The following is a 15506-nucleotide window of genomic DNA, read 5'->3' as shown; positions in this document are numbered from 1 at the left end:
GGCTCCCTATGTATTTGGGGAGCCTTTTTATTAATGTTCGGAATATAGCGAACATTAATAAAAATAAATAAATGAATATTCGAATATTATATTGACTAATAAGTTGCTGTTTGTTAGAATTTAGGTAGTAATTATTATCGTTATATAAGGCAATTTTGTCAGTTAATTTAGGAGGGACTCACATGAAAGTTGGCATCGTAATGGGTAGTGACTCTGACTTAGGAGTTATGAAAAAAGCCGCAGACGTATTGAAGGAGTTTGGCATTGACTATGAGATGGTTATTGCGTCGGCCCATCGTACGCCAGAAGAAGTGAAAAAATTTGTAACCCGTTTAGAGGCTGAAGGCGCGATTGCTTTCGTTGCTGGTGCTGGGGCTGCGGCTCATTTACCAGGGGTTATTGCTAGTTTTACTGTATTGCCTGTTATTGGAGTACCTTTGAATGCAACAGCGTTAAAAGGGATTGATGCATTGTTAGCTATTGTGCAAATGCCATCTGGGATGCCGGTAGCAACTATGGCTGTTGATGGGGCCAAGAATGCGGCTTTGTTTGCTGTGCAAATTGGGGCGGCTCATGATGCTACTTTAAAAGCACAATATCAAGCTTATCGTGATGATATGGCAAAAACTGTTATTGCAAAGAATGAAAAATTACAAGCTGAATTAAACAAATAAAATTGAATCAATAATTTATGTGCAATTGTTTAAATAGGGTGTATACGAATAGGAGGCCACACTATGAATATGTTATATGAAGGTAAAGCGAAACAAGTATTTGAAACAGAAAATGCAAACGAATATTTAGTTCATTATAAAGATGACGCTACTGCTTTTAATGGTGAGAAAAAAGGGACAATCCATGATAAAGGGGTTTTAAATAATAAAATTTCCTCCTTCTTTTTTGAATTATTGGCTAAAGAAGGTGTGCCAAATCATTTTATTAAACGTCTTAATGATCGTGATCAATTAGTTAAAAAATTAGAAATTTTACCACTAGAAGTTATTGTGCGTAATATTATTGCTGGTTCTTTGTCTAAACGCTTAGGTATTGAAGAAGGCACTCCTTGCAAACGTCCTATCCTAGAATTCTGCTACAAAAATGATGATTTAGGAGATCCATTCATCAACGAAGATCAGATTTTAGCGTTAGGCTGGGCTACAGAAGAACAGGTAGCTCTTGTTCGTAAATATGCAATGCAAGTTAACGAAGTTCTTAAAAAATTCTTAGCTGAAAAGAAAGTAACTTTAGTTGACTTCAAATTAGAGTTTGGTCTTCACAATGGGGAAGTATTATTAGGTGATGAAATTTCTCCAGATACTTGCCGTTTCTGGGACAGCGAAACAAATGAAAAACTTGACAAAGACCGTTTCCGTCGTGACCTTGGCAATGTAGAAGATGCCTACAAAGAAATGTTATTCCGCCTAACTGGCGAACGTGCGTAATAGGAGATAAACATGCATTACGACTCTGTATTTGACAAGTGGCATGAAGAGTGTGGCGTATTTGGTATTTATGATCGCCATTTAAATGTAGGAAATTTTACTTATTGGGGGTTATTTGCTTTACAGCATCGCGGCCAAGAAAGCGCCGGTATTGCTATTAGCGATGGTAATAATATTGAAGTAACCAAAGGAATGGGCCTTATTACAGAGGCGATAAAGCAGTTACCTGATGTGCCAGGTGGTTTTATTACATCAGGTCATGTGCGTTATTCCACGACAGGCTCTAATAATCCTAAAAATATTCAGCCTTTGGTAATTCATTACCAAGGGGGCGATATGGCTGTTGCCCATAATGGGAATTTGACAAATGCGTTAGATTTGCGTCATGAGTTAGAAGATAGTGGCTCAATTTTTCAGACCTCTATGGACTCTGAAGTTATTGTTAACTTGATTGCGCGCTCCAAAGCAGAAAATACGGAAGAGCGAATTGTGGAAGCTGTACGTCGTATTGAAGGCGCTTTTTCATTGGTTATTAGCACGAATGATAAATTGATTGGGGTTCGTGATGCTAATGGTTTCCGTCCACTTTGTTTAGGTAAAACAGAACATGGCTATGTTTTGTCGTCTGAAACATGCGCACTTGATGCTATTAAGGCTGAATTTGTTCGCCATATTGATCCAGGTGAAATGGTTATTATTGATGACAGTGGTGTGCGAAGCCGTTTATTTGTAGAGTCAGAAGCGAAAATCAATAAAGCCCTTTGTGTATTTGAATATATTTATTTTGCTCGTTCTGATAGTGAAATTGACGGTCAAAGTGTCTATCAGGCACGGTTAAATATGGGCCGCGAATTAGCACGAGAAACAAAATATGATGCTGACTTAGTTATGTCTATTCCTGACTCTGGTACAACAGCTGCCTTGGGTTACGCGCGAGAATCTGGTATTCCATTTGGAGAAGGTTTAATTAAGAACCGCTACATGGGTCGTACATTTATTAAACCAGATCAAGCACAACGCGAATTGGCAGTGCGCATGAAACTTAATGCTGTATCTGATGTGGTGCGGGGCAAACGAATTGTTTTAATCGATGATTCGATTGTGCGCGGTACTACGAGTGGCATTATTGTGCGTATGCTTAAAGAGGCGGGTGCTAAAGAAATTTATATGTGTGTAAGCTCGCCAGCTATTGAATATCCGTGCCATTATGGGATTGATACTTCGGTGCGCAAAGAGTTAATTGCAGCAACTCATACAGTCGATGAAATTAGAGAGTATATCCAAGCGGATAAACTTCATTATTTAAGCCGTGAAGGCTTGTGTCGTGCCGTAAGCGGTGTACCTGAAGCAGAACTTTGCTTCGCATGTTTTAATGGCGATTATGCCGTAACAGTTCCTGAAGACCAAGACGAGGGAGGAAAATATGTGCTCGAATAAAGGTGGCGTAACATATCGTGATGCTGGTGTTGATATTGATGCAGGTAATAAAGCCGTCGATTTAATGAAAGCAGCGGTAAGACGCACGTATACATCTGGTGTAGTCGGTGATATTGGAGGCTTTGGCGGCTTGTTCTCCTTAGCTGGTTTTGATATGAAAGAGCCTATGCTTGTATCCGGTACGGATGGGGTAGGTACAAAATTGCGTCTAGCCATTATGATGGACAAACATGATACTATTGGTCAGGACTGTGTGGCCATGAGTGTAAATGATATTTTGGTACAAGGGGCAACGCCTTTGTTTTTCCTTGACTATATTGCGGTTGGTAAATTAGTGCCTGAACAAGTAGCAACTATAGTTCGTGGTGTAGCAGAAGCTTGTGAAGAATCAGGTTGTGCGTTACTAGGTGGAGAAACGGCTGAAATGGCTGGGTTCTATGGTGATGGCGATTATGATGTAGCTGGTTTTGCTGTAGGTATTGTTGATCGTCCTCGTTTATTGACTGGTGATACGATTAAAGCTGGTGATATTTTATTAGGTTTACCATCTACGGGCGTTCATTCTAACGGTTTTTCATTAGTGCGTAAAATTGTATTTGACGTACAAAATATGAACTTGACTGATGAAGTGCCAGAATTTGGTAAAACTTTAGGTGAAGAATTATTAACGCCTACCCGTTTATATCCAAAAGCAGTATTACCGCTAACTCGCAAAGGTCTGTTAAAAGGTATGGTGCATGTTACTGGTGGTGGTTTCTATGACAATATTCCACGTATTTTGCCAGAAGGTACAACAGCTCGCGTAAATGCTGATGCATGGCCTAAATTACCTGTTTTTGAAAAACTACAAGAATGGGGTCAGGTGGCTACTAAAGAAATGTACCGTACTTTTAATATGGGGATTGGTATGATTTTAGTAGTAGCGCCAGAAGATTTGGGGGCTGTAAAAGCACAATTAGCTAAAGTAAATGAAGCGGTTTATGAAATTGGCCGCATTGAAGCTGCTGGAGAAGAACGCGTAATTATGGAAGGACGTGAATTCGTTGACTAAGCGAATTGCTATCTTTGCTAGTGGGCGTGGTTCTAATGCAGCTGCTTTATATGAAGCGATTCAGGCAGGTGAAATTAAGGCGCAAGTGGTGGTTGTGTTAAGCGACCATCACGATGCTCCTGTATTAGCACGGGCTGCAGAGTGGGGTGTTCCGGCTGTAGTGGTTGAGCGTAAAGATTATGCTAATAAAGAGTCCTTTGAGGAGGCTATGTTAGCTGCCATTGCACTTTATAAACCAGACGCCATTGTATTGGCGGGGTATATGCGTTTATTAGGCCCTACGTTTATTAAACCGTATGAATATAAGATATTAAATATTCATCCAGCCTTATTGCCGTCTTTTCCGGGCCTTCATGCGCAAGGGCAGGCTGTGGCTGCGGGGGTTAAAGTGAGTGGTTGTACGGTTCACTTTGTAGATACGGGCATGGACTCAGGGCCTATTATTATGCAAACTGTAGTGCCGGTGTATGCAGAGGATACAGAGGATACGTTAGCAGCTCGCATATTGCCAGAAGAACATAAAACATATAAAAAAGCATTAGCCCTCTTTTGTGAGGACAAATTAACGATTAAGAATCATATTGTGCACATAGAGGACTAGCCTTTGGGCAGTCCTTTTGTGCCTTTTTAAGCAACAGCGTCAGTTGTAGGAGGATTTGTATGATTAAAAATGCACTTATTAGTGTATCCGATAAAACAGGAATTGTGGAATTTGCCAAATCATTGGCTTCATTAGGGGTTACGATTTATTCTACAGGGGGAACGTTCCGTACATTAGCGGAAGCAGGTGTAACAGTTCATCAAGTTGATGAATTAACTAAATTCCCTGAAATGATGGATGGTCGCGTTAAGACTTTACATCCTATGGTGCATGGCGGTATTTTGGCAGTTCGTGATAATGCAGAGCACGTAAAGGCTATGGAAGATCATAGTATTCAGCCTCTAGATTTAGTAGTGGTTAACTTGTATCCATTCCGTGAAACTATTGCTAAACCTAATGTGGCCTTAGACGAAGCGATTGAAAATATTGACATTGGTGGTCCAACTATGGTTCGTTCGGCCGCTAAAAATAACGCATATGTAGGCATTGTAGTTAATCCAGAACGATATGATGAAGTGATTGCTCGCTTACAAGCTGATGGCGATTTAGGGCGTGACTTCCGCTTTGCCTTAGCGAAGGAGGCCTTTGCTCATACAGCGGCGTATGATACAGCCATTGCTAATTATTTTAGTGAACAATTGGAACAGACACCATTCCCACCGGAATATTTACAAGCTTATGAAAAAGTAACGGACCTTCGTTACGGTGAAAATCCACATCAAAAAGCTGCATTTTATAAAGAAATTGGGGCAGCTACTGGTATGGGGGCTATGAAACAGCTTCACGGCAAAGAATTATCATACAATAACATTGTGGATATGGAAGCCGCTTGGAATATGGTATGGGAATTTACAGAGCCAGCGGCTTGTATCATTAAACATACAAATCCATGTGGTGCTGCTACCGGGGCGACGTTAACGGACGCATATGTAAAAGCCTATGAAGCTGATGCGGTGTCCGCTTTTGGTGGGATTGTAGCGCTTAATCGTGAAGTGGATGAAGCAACTGCGAATGAAATGAGTAAATTATTTTTAGAAGTTATTATGGCACCTAAATTCTCTGCCAAAGCATTGACTATTTTAACAGCTAAGAAAAATATACGTCTTATTGAATTAGAAAAACCAGCGGCAGATCAAGTTGTGGTTAAAAAAGTATCGGGTGGCTTATTAGTGCAAACTGAAGATGATTTGCAAGAAGATGAAACTTCCTACACGGTGGTAACGAAAGTGCAGCCAACTGAGGCTGAATGGGACGCTTTACGCTTTGCGTGGAAATTAGTTAAACATGTGAAATCTAATGCCATTTTGATTGCTAAAGATAATCAGACATTAGGTGTTGGCGCTGGTCAGATGAATCGTGTAGGGGCGGCTAAAATTGCGCTTGAAGAAGCTGGTGATAAGGCTAAGGGTGCTGTGTTAGCATCGGATGCATTCTTCCCATTTGGCGACACTGTAGCGACAGCGGCAGAACATGGCATTACAGCCATTATTCAACCAGGCGGTTCTATTCGTGATGAAGAATCCATTGCTAAAGCTGATGAAGCAGGTATTGCGATGGTATTCACGCATGTACGTCATTTTAAACACTAATTGACCCAAGGAGGATATATGAAAGTTTGCGTAATTGGATCGGGTGGTCGTGAACATACTTTAGCTTGGAAATTGGCGCAAAGTGCATCGGTGGATACAGTATATGCCTTGCCTGGTAGCAAAGCTATGGCTGATATTGCTACTTGTGTGGCTTTAGATTGGCAAAATTTTGATGATGTGGTGGCGTTTTTGCAAAAAGAACATATTGAGTTAGTGGTGATTGGCCCAGAAGCACCATTAGTGGCTGGCTTAGCTGATGCAGTGCGAGCAGCGGGGATAGCTGTATTTGGCCCATCTAAAGCTGCTGCTCAGTTGGAAGGTTCTAAAGTATTTGCCAAAGATTTGATGAAAAAATACCATATTCCTACGGCGGCTTATGGTGTGTTTTCTGATGTAGAAGCAGCGAATGCTTTTATTGATGAAACAGGGGCGCCTATTGTGATTAAAGCTGATGGTTTGGCGGCTGGTAAAGGTGTGGTTGTCGCTATGACTATAGAGGAAGCTAAGGCCGCTGTAGAGGATATGCTGTCTGCGAATCGTTTTGGCGATGCTGGTCATACAGTGGTAATTGAAGAGTTTATGGCTGGCGAAGAAGCCTCTTTATTGGCGTTTGTAGATGGTACAACGGTAGTTCCTATGATTTCTTCTCAGGACCATAAGCGTATTTTTGATGGTGATCAAGGCCCTAATACCGGTGGTATGGGGACCTATGCGCCGGCACCAGTTATGACAGAAGCACTTCTAAAAGAAGCGTATGATAAAATTTTAGTGCCTATGGTAGGGGCGATGAAAGCAGAAGGTATGCCGTATGTAGGCTGCTTATATGCAGGCTTAATGATTACCGAAGCAGGACCTAAAGTAGTCGAATTTAACGCTCGTTTTGGAGATCCTGAAACGCAGGTTGTATTGCCTTTATTAGCAGGCGATTTAGGGGAGATTATGTTGGCTTGTGCTAAGGGTTGTTTGACCGCTGATATGGTTAAGTGGCAGGAAGGTAGTGCTGCTTGTGTTATCCTTGCTTCTAAAGGGTATCCTGAAACCTCTCATTCTGGTGATGTCATTGCAGGTGATTTAAGCTTTACTGATAATACTTTAGTATTCCATTCAGGTACGAAGTATGTAGATACTCATTTTGAAACGGCTGGGGGCCGTGTTTTAGGTATTGTAGGCTTAGGGGCAGATTTACGAGAAGCCCTTGATGTCGCGTATCGTCGTGTCGAACTTGTTCGCTTTGACGGCTGTCAGTATCGAAAAGACATTGGACAGAAAGCATTTGCTCATTTAGTTTAAAATTCAGCGATTTGTGAAGTATTAAATCAAAATATTTACGCTTTTTGAAAAATAGGTGTATAATAGAGATAGAATTTGTCTATTTTGAGTAGTATATGATAGGCCAATGAAGCGGGGCGTGATAGTATGGCGTTATATAAAAATCTTAAACGAGTTCGTATGAGGACTGGCAAAAGTCAGTTAGAAGTAGCTAGTAGCGTGGGTATTAGTAATGCTGCGTTGTCTAATTATGAGACTGGCTATCGTGAGCCTGATTTAGAAACGTTAAAGCAATTAGCCGTATATTATGGTGTGTCCTTAGATGAATTGGCTGAGGTTAAACCTAGTTTGCCTCCAGTCTACGACTTATGGGCTGTTATCAAGAACAAGGAAGTGGCCTTTAATGGTAAACACTATGCCTTGAAGCCTTCACAACGACAGCAATTGCGTAAACAGTTGGCCATGTTTTTTGAAAAATACGAGCCCGTAGTCGAAAAACAAAAGAAGTAAGGAACCGTAAATAACAGAACAGTAAAGGATAGGTATATCATAACTGTATGCTTATCGGCGGATTAGTAATGAGTACATAAATGTAAGTAGTAAGTTGTGTAATGTTATGTATGAATTAAAATAGGCGAAATACTAAAAAGGAGCTATTTCTTGATGCAGTGTGCATTCTGAAATAGCTCCTTTTTGGTTATGGGTTATAGGGTAATCGTTGTGCCTGGGTCAACAACTAGACCTTTTTGTTGATGCTTAGCTTCAAGCTGTTTTACATACTCATGAGGGTCTTTGTCGATAACTGGCCAGGTTTTATAATGGATAGGAATAGTTACTTTGGCTTTAATTAAGGAGGCTGCTAATAAGGCATCTTCTACACCCATAGTGAAATTGTCGCCAATTGGTAAAAGGGCATAATCAATGTCACCAAAGCGATTTAAGTATTGCATATCACTAAAGAAGGCTGTATCGCCAGCGAAGTAAATAGTTTTGCCGTAAAAGTTGAAGATAACACCGGCTGCATGACCGCCAGGAATACCTGCGCCGTGGAAGGCGGGTGTGAGGCGTACCGAACCGAATTCAAAGTCAAATTTGCCGCCTAAATGCATAGCATGCGCTTTTAGACCTGCTTCTTCTGCTTTGTGAGCTACTTCTGCTGTAGAGATGAGTAGTGCATCGTTAGCTTTGCCGATTACATCAGCATCGCCATAGTGGTCGCCGTGGCCATGACTAACAAAAATATATTGACATTTAATATCTTCAGGTTTAGCAATCTCCCAAGTATTTCCATTAAAAAAAGGATCGCAAACAATAGAAACTTCACCATTGCTTAGTAAAAATGTAGAATGACCATAGTAGGTTAATGATACTGCCATAAGAGACGCCTCCTTGTGATTAAAATATTAGACTACTTATATATTACATGATACCATAGAATGAGATTGAATTATATGAAATTGGATGGTTAGTAAACAAAAATAATCTATATTAACTTAAAATACAATAAAGAGGTCAATTATGGAATTAACACATTTTGATGAAGCTGGTAATGCTCGCATGGTAGATGTAAGTGATAAAGCGGTTACAACTCGGGTTGCTGTGGCAGAGGGATTTATTACTGTGAATGAAGAAATTTATAGTCGCATAGCAGCTGGTACTATGAAAAAAGGCGATGTACTGGCTGTAGCACAATTGGCGGCTATTATGGGGGCAAAGCAAACGGCTAGCCTTATTCCATTATGCCACCCTTTAAGTTTAAGTAAGGTAGCAGTCTTGTGTGAACTAGATGAGGCCAAGCAAGCAGTGCGTATTGAAGCTACGGTTAAGACTACAGGGCAGACTGGGGTAGAAATGGAAGCGCTGACAGCGGTCCAAGTAGGCCTTTTAACAGTATATGATATGTGCAAGGCCATTGATAAAAGTATGGTCATGGGACCTGTATATTTGGTAGAAAAATCTGGTGGTAAAAGTGGTCATTTTAAAAATGATAAACAAGCTTTGTGCAAGTCCTTGTAAAAATGGCATAGCGGTATTGAGAAAAGACTTGAAGGGTTTACTATAATTGGTTAAAATAAGATGTTAGACTAATTAGTACAAAAGAAGGATGATGTATGGAAATTGTATTAGTAGAACCAGAAATTCCTGGTAATACAGGAAATATTGCTAGACTATGTGCGGCTAATCATATGACGCTTCATTTAGTAAAACCCTTGGGTTTCAAATTAGAAGATAAATATTTAAAACGAGCAGGTCTTGATTATTGGCATCTAGTGGATGTACAAATCCATGAAAATTTACAAGAAGTATATGAGAAATATCCTGATCGTCGTTATTTTTACGCTACGACTAAAGCGAAACATACATATGCAGAAGTTCAGTATGAAATTGGCGATATGTTAGTGTTTGGTAAAGAAACTAAAGGCCTACCAGAAGAGTTGTTAGCTGCTAATTATGAACAGACGATTCGCATACCTATGATTGAAAAGGCTCGATCCTTAAACTTATCCAATTCAGTGGCTATCATTGCGTATGAAGCAATGCGGCAATTGAATTTTCCTGATTTAAAAAATTTAGGCCATTTAACAATGAAAGGTGGTAATTAACATTATGAATTATGACAAAGCGTATGAATTACAGAAATCGATGCGTGAAAGCGAAGAGTACAAAGCCTTAATGGAGGCGCAAGCTGCGGTAGAAAGTGACGCTACTGCTAAGGGTTTAATTGAACAGTTCTTGATGCAACAAATGCAGTGGGAATATGCTAAAATGGCAGAAGCACCAGAAGCCGAAGAAATTGGTAAAAAATTAGAAGAATTAATGCCTATGATTCAAGCAAATTCTGGGGCACAAGCTTATTTACAAGCTCATGTGCGTTGGACACAAGTATCCAATGACATTTATCGTATCATTAGTGAACCTATTACAGAAGGAATGAAAATTCTTGAAAAAGCTAAACAATAATCTACAAGCGCTTTACACAGATTTGCAACATATTGTACCGGCAACGGCTGTGCGCTGTGGAGAACCATTGTGTGAGCATACAACCTTTAAAATTGGTGGCCCTGCTGATATCTTTGTTATGCCTCAAACTATGAGTCAGTTAAGTCAAGTGTTAGCGGCGATTTATCGGGCTGATGTGCCATTAACTATTTTAGGAAGTGGCTCTAATGTGCTTGTTTTAGATGGTGGTATTCGTGGCGTAGTATTATCGCTTAGCGATATGAAGGAAACTATGGTAGCAATTGATAGTACATTAACTGTTAGTGCTGGCTATATGTTAAAAGATGCTTCGCAGTTTGCTTATGCAGCAGGGTTGACCGGTTTAGAATTTGCCATTGGCATTCCAGGCACTTTGGGTGGCGCTGTATTCATGAATGCAGGCGCTTATGGCGGTGAAATGTGTCAAGTGGTGACTAAAGTGCGTGCTGTTGATATGACAGGCCATGTTACTGAATATACGGCTGAGGAACTAGCGTTTGCCTATCGTCATAGCCGTTTTCATGAAAGCCATGAAATTATAGGTGAAGTGGATATTGCATTAAAAGCAGGCGATAAAGATGCCATTTTAGCTATGATGGAAGATTTAACACAACGCCGTGAAAGCAAACAACCTTTAGAATATGCTAGTGCTGGTTCTACTTTTAAGCGACCACCAGGCTATTTTGCGGGTACCTTGATTGAACAGACTGGTTTAAAAGGTTTGGCTGTCGGCGATGCAGAAGTTTCGCAAAAGCATGCAGGCTTTGTCATTAATAAGGGGAGAGCCTCGGCTAAAGATGTGTTGGATTTGATTCACAATGTGCAATCTCGTGTAGCAGAAGCGCATGGCGTTAAGCTAGAAACAGAAGTGCGTATTATAGGTGAAGAATAGAATTTACCTATAGTAGCCCAATTTTCTATATGTTTTGGGCTAATATTTTATTATAGTAATTGATTTGATCATTAGCTAGGTTAGAAACATATGTGATTATACTTAAAATATGCGAAATAGTGGTTGACAGTCTATAGTTAAATCACGTATAATATTTCGGTAAGCATTTGTATCTTATTCCATTAGCCCCGGAAAGAGAGCAGGATGCTTTTTGGTAAAGTAGTCGTTATGAGGAGGAATTAGCAGCATGAAAACTACATATATGGCCAATCCGAACACTGTTGAACGGAAATGGTATGTTGTTGACGCTGAAGGTAAAACTTTAGGACGCCTTGCTGCCGAAGTAGCTAAAGTTCTTCGGGGCAAAAATAAACCGACTTTCACACCACACGTTGACACTGGTGACCACGTTATCGTAATCAACGCTGAGAAAGTTCGTTTCACAGGTAAAAAATTAACTCAGAAAACATATTTCCGCCATTCTGGTTACCCAGGTGGTTCCCGTTTCGTTACTCTTGGTAACATGTTGGAAAAACATCCAGAACGCGTTGTGGAAATGGCAGTTCGCGGGATGCTTCCTAAGAACAAGCTAGGCGCTCAAATTTATCGCAAATTGAACGTATATGCTGGTCCTGAACATCCACATGCAGCTCAGAAACCTGAAGTTTTGGAATTTGATATTCGGTAATTACCGGGAGGAGGAACATTTACATGGCAGTAGCTCAGTACTACGGTACAGGTCGTAGAAAATCTTCCGTTGCCAGAGTTCGTCTGGTACCGGGCACAGGTAAAATTGTAATCAATAAACGTGATCTTAGCGATTACTTTGGTCGTAAGACTTTGGAATTAATCGTAAAACAACCGCTTAACCTTACTGGTACGGTTGAACAATATGATGTTATCGCTGACGTTGCTGGTGGTGGCCCATCTGGTCAAGCTGGTGCAATTCGTCACGGTATCTCCCGTGCTTTATTAGGTGTTGACGGTGAACTTCGTCAATCTCTTAAAAAAGCTGGTTTCTTAACTCGTGACCCACGTATGAAAGAACGTAAAAAATACGGTCTTAAAAAAGCTCGTAAGGCGTCTCAGTTCTCGAAACGTTAATATTACAAATGGCAACCCTACAAACCTCAGGTTTGTGGGGTTTCTTTTTACCTATCTTCTTTGAATTTAGGCTAGTCTGGAAGGCGTAGCCTACAGGTAGTCTATAAAAAGGTTATAAGTAGGCTATAAATTACTAGAAAAAAGAGACTATGATATAATAGAAAATAATTAAAATTAACTAAGGATACACATAGGGGAGGTTTTACTATGAAGGCCAACGAATTAGTAGCTTTACAAAATTTGACACAGGCACAACGTGACTATGTATTATTAAAAATGACCAGTCAAAAAGATACAGGCATGGCTTATTTATGGTGGTTTATTTTTGGGGTGCATTATTTTTATCTTAGAAAACCAATTATTAACTTGTTGTATTGGGTGACAGCTAGTGGCTTTGGTATTTGGGCTATTATTGACTTGTTCCGTATCCCTGGAATGGTGCGCCGTTTTAATGAAAAAATGCTAAAAGAAGCTATTTTGGAAGCTCAAAACTTATATCCTAATGACAGCGAGTAAATAGGCACGTATCTCCTTAAAATCTTATTGATTTTATATCGATATAATTCTATAATAGAGTTGTAAGTGTGATATTTTATTATATTACTGTTGTTTTTAGAAAAGAGGAGATTGTATGAAAAAACGTGCATTATTATTAGCAGCTGTAGCAGCTTGCGTAACATCCGCAGCCTTTGCTACACCACAAACTCAATGGCAAGAAGGCCAATGGCAAGTTGATTTAGGTGCTTGGAATGTTGAAGCCAGTGCTGATTCTGACAAGATTTTTGATGAATCTGTTAACGGGGATGTGACAACCAATGATAAATGGAATCTTCAAGGTGGTCTTACGTATGGTTTAAATGATCGTTGGGCGGTTCAATATAATTACTACGGCTTAGAAACTAAGGGCAATAATAGTACAGATGGGATACATACTGATGGGAGTAGTCAAGAAGTAAATGCTCTTTATTCTATCAATAAGAATTTTGCAGCCTATGCTGGTTGGAATCGTATTGATAATAAATTAGAATGGGAAGGCGAAAGTGGTTCTAAGAAGAATAATGTAGCTCAAATCGGTATTATTGGTAAAGCGCCATTGACTGATAAATTAGATGTTTATGGTAAAGCAGCTATTGGTACTAAAAATACTACTATTTGGGAAGCTGGTTTAGGTTATAGCATTACTGATGACTTAGATGTAAGTGCAGGTTATCGTTATGTAAATACTAAACTTGTAGATGATGCTAATATTAGCTATAAAGGCTTTATTGCAGGTCTTTCTTACCGTTTTGGTGGTGACTCTTATGAAGCTGAAGAACCAACACCAGCACCTGTTTATACACCACAGCCACAACCTCAAGCAGTACCTGTAGTACAACAAGCACCAGCTCGTAATGACTACTATTTAGAAAGTGTTCATTTTGGCTTTGATGAAGATCAACCACTTGGTACAGAACAATCTAAATTAGATCATTTTGTACAAGTTGCAAAAGCTAACCCAACACATACATACAAATTAGTAGGTAATACAGATGCTAAGGGTTCTAATGACTATAACAATGCACTATCTCAACGTCGTGTAGACAATGTAGCAGCGTATGCTCAGAGTCAAGGTGTACCAGCATCTCAGTTAGTGCTTAACTACAAAGGTGAAAACAATCCAGTATCCACTAATGATACTGACCAAGGGCGCGCTGACAACCGTCGTGTAGATATTTGGGAAAATAAATAATACCTATTTACGAGTTATTTTACAAAATGAATATTTTGTGATAAAATGTTAAATTGTCTCGGTAAACAATATTGTATGGCAACATACAATTGAAGAGGATTCCTCCGTAAGGGGGAGTCCTCTTTTACTTTGGCAAAAGAATGAATAGTATTGATAGGTAAATGAATATATAGAAAGGATGACATAGGAATGAATAAAATCACAGTGTTACTGATTGCATTTATGGCAGCTATTGGGCCGCTTAGTACAGATATTTATTTGCCTGGCTTACCTAATATTGCTGTAGATTTAGGCACTAATGCTTCAGGGGGACAGTTAAGTTTAACTGCTTGCTTTTTAGGCTTAGCTATTGGACAAATTATTATTGGCCCTTGGAGTGATGGGGTAGGACGACGTAAACCTGCGATTTTATCTTTTTTAGGTTTTGCTATTACGTCTTTTCTATGCAGTACTGCCACTTCCTTACCTATGTTCTTATTGTGGCGTTTTGTACAAGGCCTAGCTGGTGCAGGCTGTATTGTATTGGCTCGTTCTATTGCTTCAGATCGTTTCTCTGGTAATGAATTGACTCGTTTTATTGCATTACTCGTTTTAATATCTTCTGTAGTGCCTATTGCAGGCCCTATTATTGGTGGTTTCATATTGGAACATTTTAAATGGCCTTATATTTTTATGTTGCTTACAGTAGCCGGTGTGATTGGGAGTATTGGTGTATTATGGCAATTGCCAGAAACACTACCTTTGGAACAGCGGATTGAAGGTGGTTTAAAAACGTCCATACATAATATGTCTACATTATGGCAAAATAAAGCGTATAGAGGATATTTGTTAGTGCAAGGTTTTACGGCGATGGGGCTATTCGGTTACATTGGGGCGGCACCTTTTATTATGGAAGAGATTTATGGTTTATCACCAAGTGAATTTAGCTTATTTTTCGGCTTGGGCTCAGCTAGTTTTGCTTTGGCAGCTCAAATCAGTGGACGCATTAGTAAAGCATTTGGGGAGCATCAAATTTTAAAAATTGGTATAGGTTTGGGTGGTTTAATAGGCTGTGGTTTGTTAATAGCTTCTTTTATACAGCCTGAAACACCGTATTTAGTAGGCGGGCTATTGTTAGGCTTAATCTTTAGTTGTGGCATTAACTTGCCATTAAGCTTTTCTTGTGGCATGAATTCCCATATAGGAATAGCGGGTAGTGCTTCAGGTTTGCTTGGAGTTATGGCATTTTTAGCAGGTGCTATAGCTTCACCACTTGTTGGTCTTGGTGGGGGTCATTCTATGTGGCCTTTGACCGTGCTAGTCATGATTGTTCATGGGTTAGCTATAGTGGCTATGAAACAAGTTACTTTAGACATACAGTAATGAAAAATAAGAAGTATCTTTATAGAGATATAGTTTAGTTAACGACGCATA

At 39.7% G+C, this 15506-nt stretch carries 18 protein-coding genes; 17 read left to right on the top strand and 1 reads right to left on the bottom strand.

Annotated elements, in window-relative coordinates:
* Nucleotides 1-182 precede the first annotated feature (182 nt).
* The 8 genes from purE (at nt 183) to NFR27_RS05920 (ending at nt 7899) form a co-directional block, all read left to right on the top strand.
* Nucleotides 183-674 carry a 5-(carboxyamino)imidazole ribonucleotide mutase gene (gene purE / locus NFR27_RS05955; RefSeq protein ID WP_251442677.1) on the top strand — a complete coding sequence of 164 codons (492 nt, stop codon included), beginning with the start codon at nt 183-185 and terminating at the stop codon, nt 672-674.
* Between the two features lie 63 nt (nt 675-737).
* Nucleotides 738-1442 (top strand): phosphoribosylaminoimidazolesuccinocarboxamide synthase, encoded by a 705-nt coding sequence (gene purC / locus NFR27_RS05950; RefSeq protein WP_251442674.1) that lies wholly within the window; start codon nt 738-740, stop codon nt 1440-1442.
* A gap of 12 nt (nt 1443-1454) precedes the next feature.
* A complete protein-coding gene (gene purF, locus NFR27_RS05945; RefSeq protein WP_251442671.1) occupies nt 1455-2879 on the top strand; it encodes an amidophosphoribosyltransferase in 1425 nt (474 codons plus the stop codon).
* On the top strand, nt 2866-3930 hold the full coding sequence (gene purM / locus NFR27_RS05940) for a phosphoribosylformylglycinamidine cyclo-ligase (RefSeq protein WP_251442668.1): 1065 nt from the start codon (nt 2866-2868) through the stop codon (nt 3928-3930). The genes purF and purM overlap by 14 nt, the downstream gene beginning before the upstream one ends.
* A complete protein-coding gene (purN, locus tag NFR27_RS05935) occupies nt 3914-4531 on the top strand; it encodes a phosphoribosylglycinamide formyltransferase (protein ID WP_251442665.1) in 618 nt (205 codons plus the stop codon). Before purM ends, purN begins: the two co-directional genes overlap by 17 nt.
* Before the next feature lie 59 nt (nt 4532-4590).
* Nucleotides 4591-6120, top strand: a complete 1530-nt coding sequence (gene purH / locus NFR27_RS05930; protein WP_251442662.1) for a bifunctional phosphoribosylaminoimidazolecarboxamide formyltransferase/IMP cyclohydrolase — start codon at nt 4591-4593, stop codon at nt 6118-6120.
* 18 nt (nt 6121-6138) lie between these two features.
* Entirely contained in the window at nt 6139-7410 is a 1272-nt protein-coding gene (gene purD / locus NFR27_RS05925) for a phosphoribosylamine--glycine ligase (protein ID WP_251442659.1), read from the top strand.
* A 126-nt stretch (nt 7411-7536) separates the two neighbouring features.
* Nucleotides 7537-7899, top strand: a complete 363-nt coding sequence (locus NFR27_RS05920; protein WP_251442656.1) for a helix-turn-helix domain-containing protein — start codon at nt 7537-7539, stop codon at nt 7897-7899.
* A gap of 194 nt (nt 7900-8093) precedes the next feature.
* On the opposite strand, the gene NFR27_RS05915 is transcribed toward NFR27_RS05920, so the two are convergent.
* Nucleotides 8094-8765 carry a metal-dependent hydrolase gene (locus tag NFR27_RS05915; RefSeq protein WP_251442653.1) on the bottom strand — a complete coding sequence of 224 codons (672 nt, stop codon included), beginning with the start codon at nt 8763-8765 and terminating at the stop codon, nt 8094-8096.
* Nucleotides 8766-8907: 142 nt separating this feature from the next.
* On the opposite strand from NFR27_RS05915, the gene moaC reads away from it, so the two are divergent.
* From moaC to NFR27_RS05870, 9 genes are all read left to right on the top strand, one after another.
* Nucleotides 8908-9405 carry a cyclic pyranopterin monophosphate synthase MoaC gene (moaC, locus tag NFR27_RS05910; protein ID WP_277612538.1) on the top strand — a complete coding sequence of 166 codons (498 nt, stop codon included), beginning with the start codon at nt 8908-8910 and terminating at the stop codon, nt 9403-9405.
* 95 nt (nt 9406-9500) lie between these two features.
* Nucleotides 9501-9992, top strand: a complete 492-nt coding sequence (gene trmL / locus NFR27_RS05905) for a tRNA (uridine(34)/cytosine(34)/5-carboxymethylaminomethyluridine(34)-2'-O)-methyltransferase TrmL (protein ID WP_251442638.1) — start codon at nt 9501-9503, stop codon at nt 9990-9992.
* Between the two features lie 4 nt (nt 9993-9996).
* Nucleotides 9997-10350: a YlbF/YmcA family competence regulator gene (locus NFR27_RS05900; RefSeq protein ID WP_251442635.1), complete on the top strand. Its 354-nt coding sequence runs from the start codon at nt 9997-9999 to the stop codon at nt 10348-10350.
* Nucleotides 10331-11260 carry a UDP-N-acetylmuramate dehydrogenase gene (gene murB, locus NFR27_RS05895; protein ID WP_251442632.1) on the top strand — a complete coding sequence of 310 codons (930 nt, stop codon included), beginning with the start codon at nt 10331-10333 and terminating at the stop codon, nt 11258-11260. The genes NFR27_RS05900 and murB overlap by 20 nt, the downstream gene beginning before the upstream one ends.
* A 247-nt stretch (nt 11261-11507) precedes the next feature.
* Complete coding sequence (gene rplM / locus NFR27_RS05890) at nt 11508-11948, top strand: 50S ribosomal protein L13 (protein ID WP_251442629.1); 441 nt, start codon at nt 11508-11510, stop codon at nt 11946-11948.
* A 23-nt stretch (nt 11949-11971) separates the two neighbouring features.
* Entirely contained in the window at nt 11972-12364 is a 393-nt protein-coding gene (gene rpsI / locus NFR27_RS05885) for a 30S ribosomal protein S9 (RefSeq protein WP_162099030.1), read from the top strand.
* A gap of 207 nt (nt 12365-12571) precedes the next feature.
* A complete protein-coding gene (locus NFR27_RS05880; protein ID WP_251442626.1) occupies nt 12572-12880 on the top strand; it encodes a TM2 domain-containing protein in 309 nt (102 codons plus the stop codon).
* 115 nt (nt 12881-12995) lie between these two features.
* Complete coding sequence (locus tag NFR27_RS05875) at nt 12996-14093, top strand: outer membrane beta-barrel protein (protein WP_251442623.1); 1098 nt, start codon at nt 12996-12998, stop codon at nt 14091-14093.
* 189 nt (nt 14094-14282) lie between these two features.
* Nucleotides 14283-15455, top strand: coding sequence for a multidrug effflux MFS transporter (locus NFR27_RS05870; RefSeq protein ID WP_251442620.1), 1173 nt, complete (start codon nt 14283-14285; stop codon nt 15453-15455).
* Nucleotides 15456-15506 lie beyond the last annotated feature (51 nt).

Source organism: Veillonella intestinalis, assembly GCF_943192895.1.
GTDB lineage: Bacteria > Bacillota > Negativicutes > Veillonellales > Veillonellaceae > Veillonella_A > Veillonella_A intestinalis.
The sequence above is the reverse complement of the archived record's forward strand: the minus strand, read 5'-3'. Positions and strand labels throughout refer to the sequence as shown.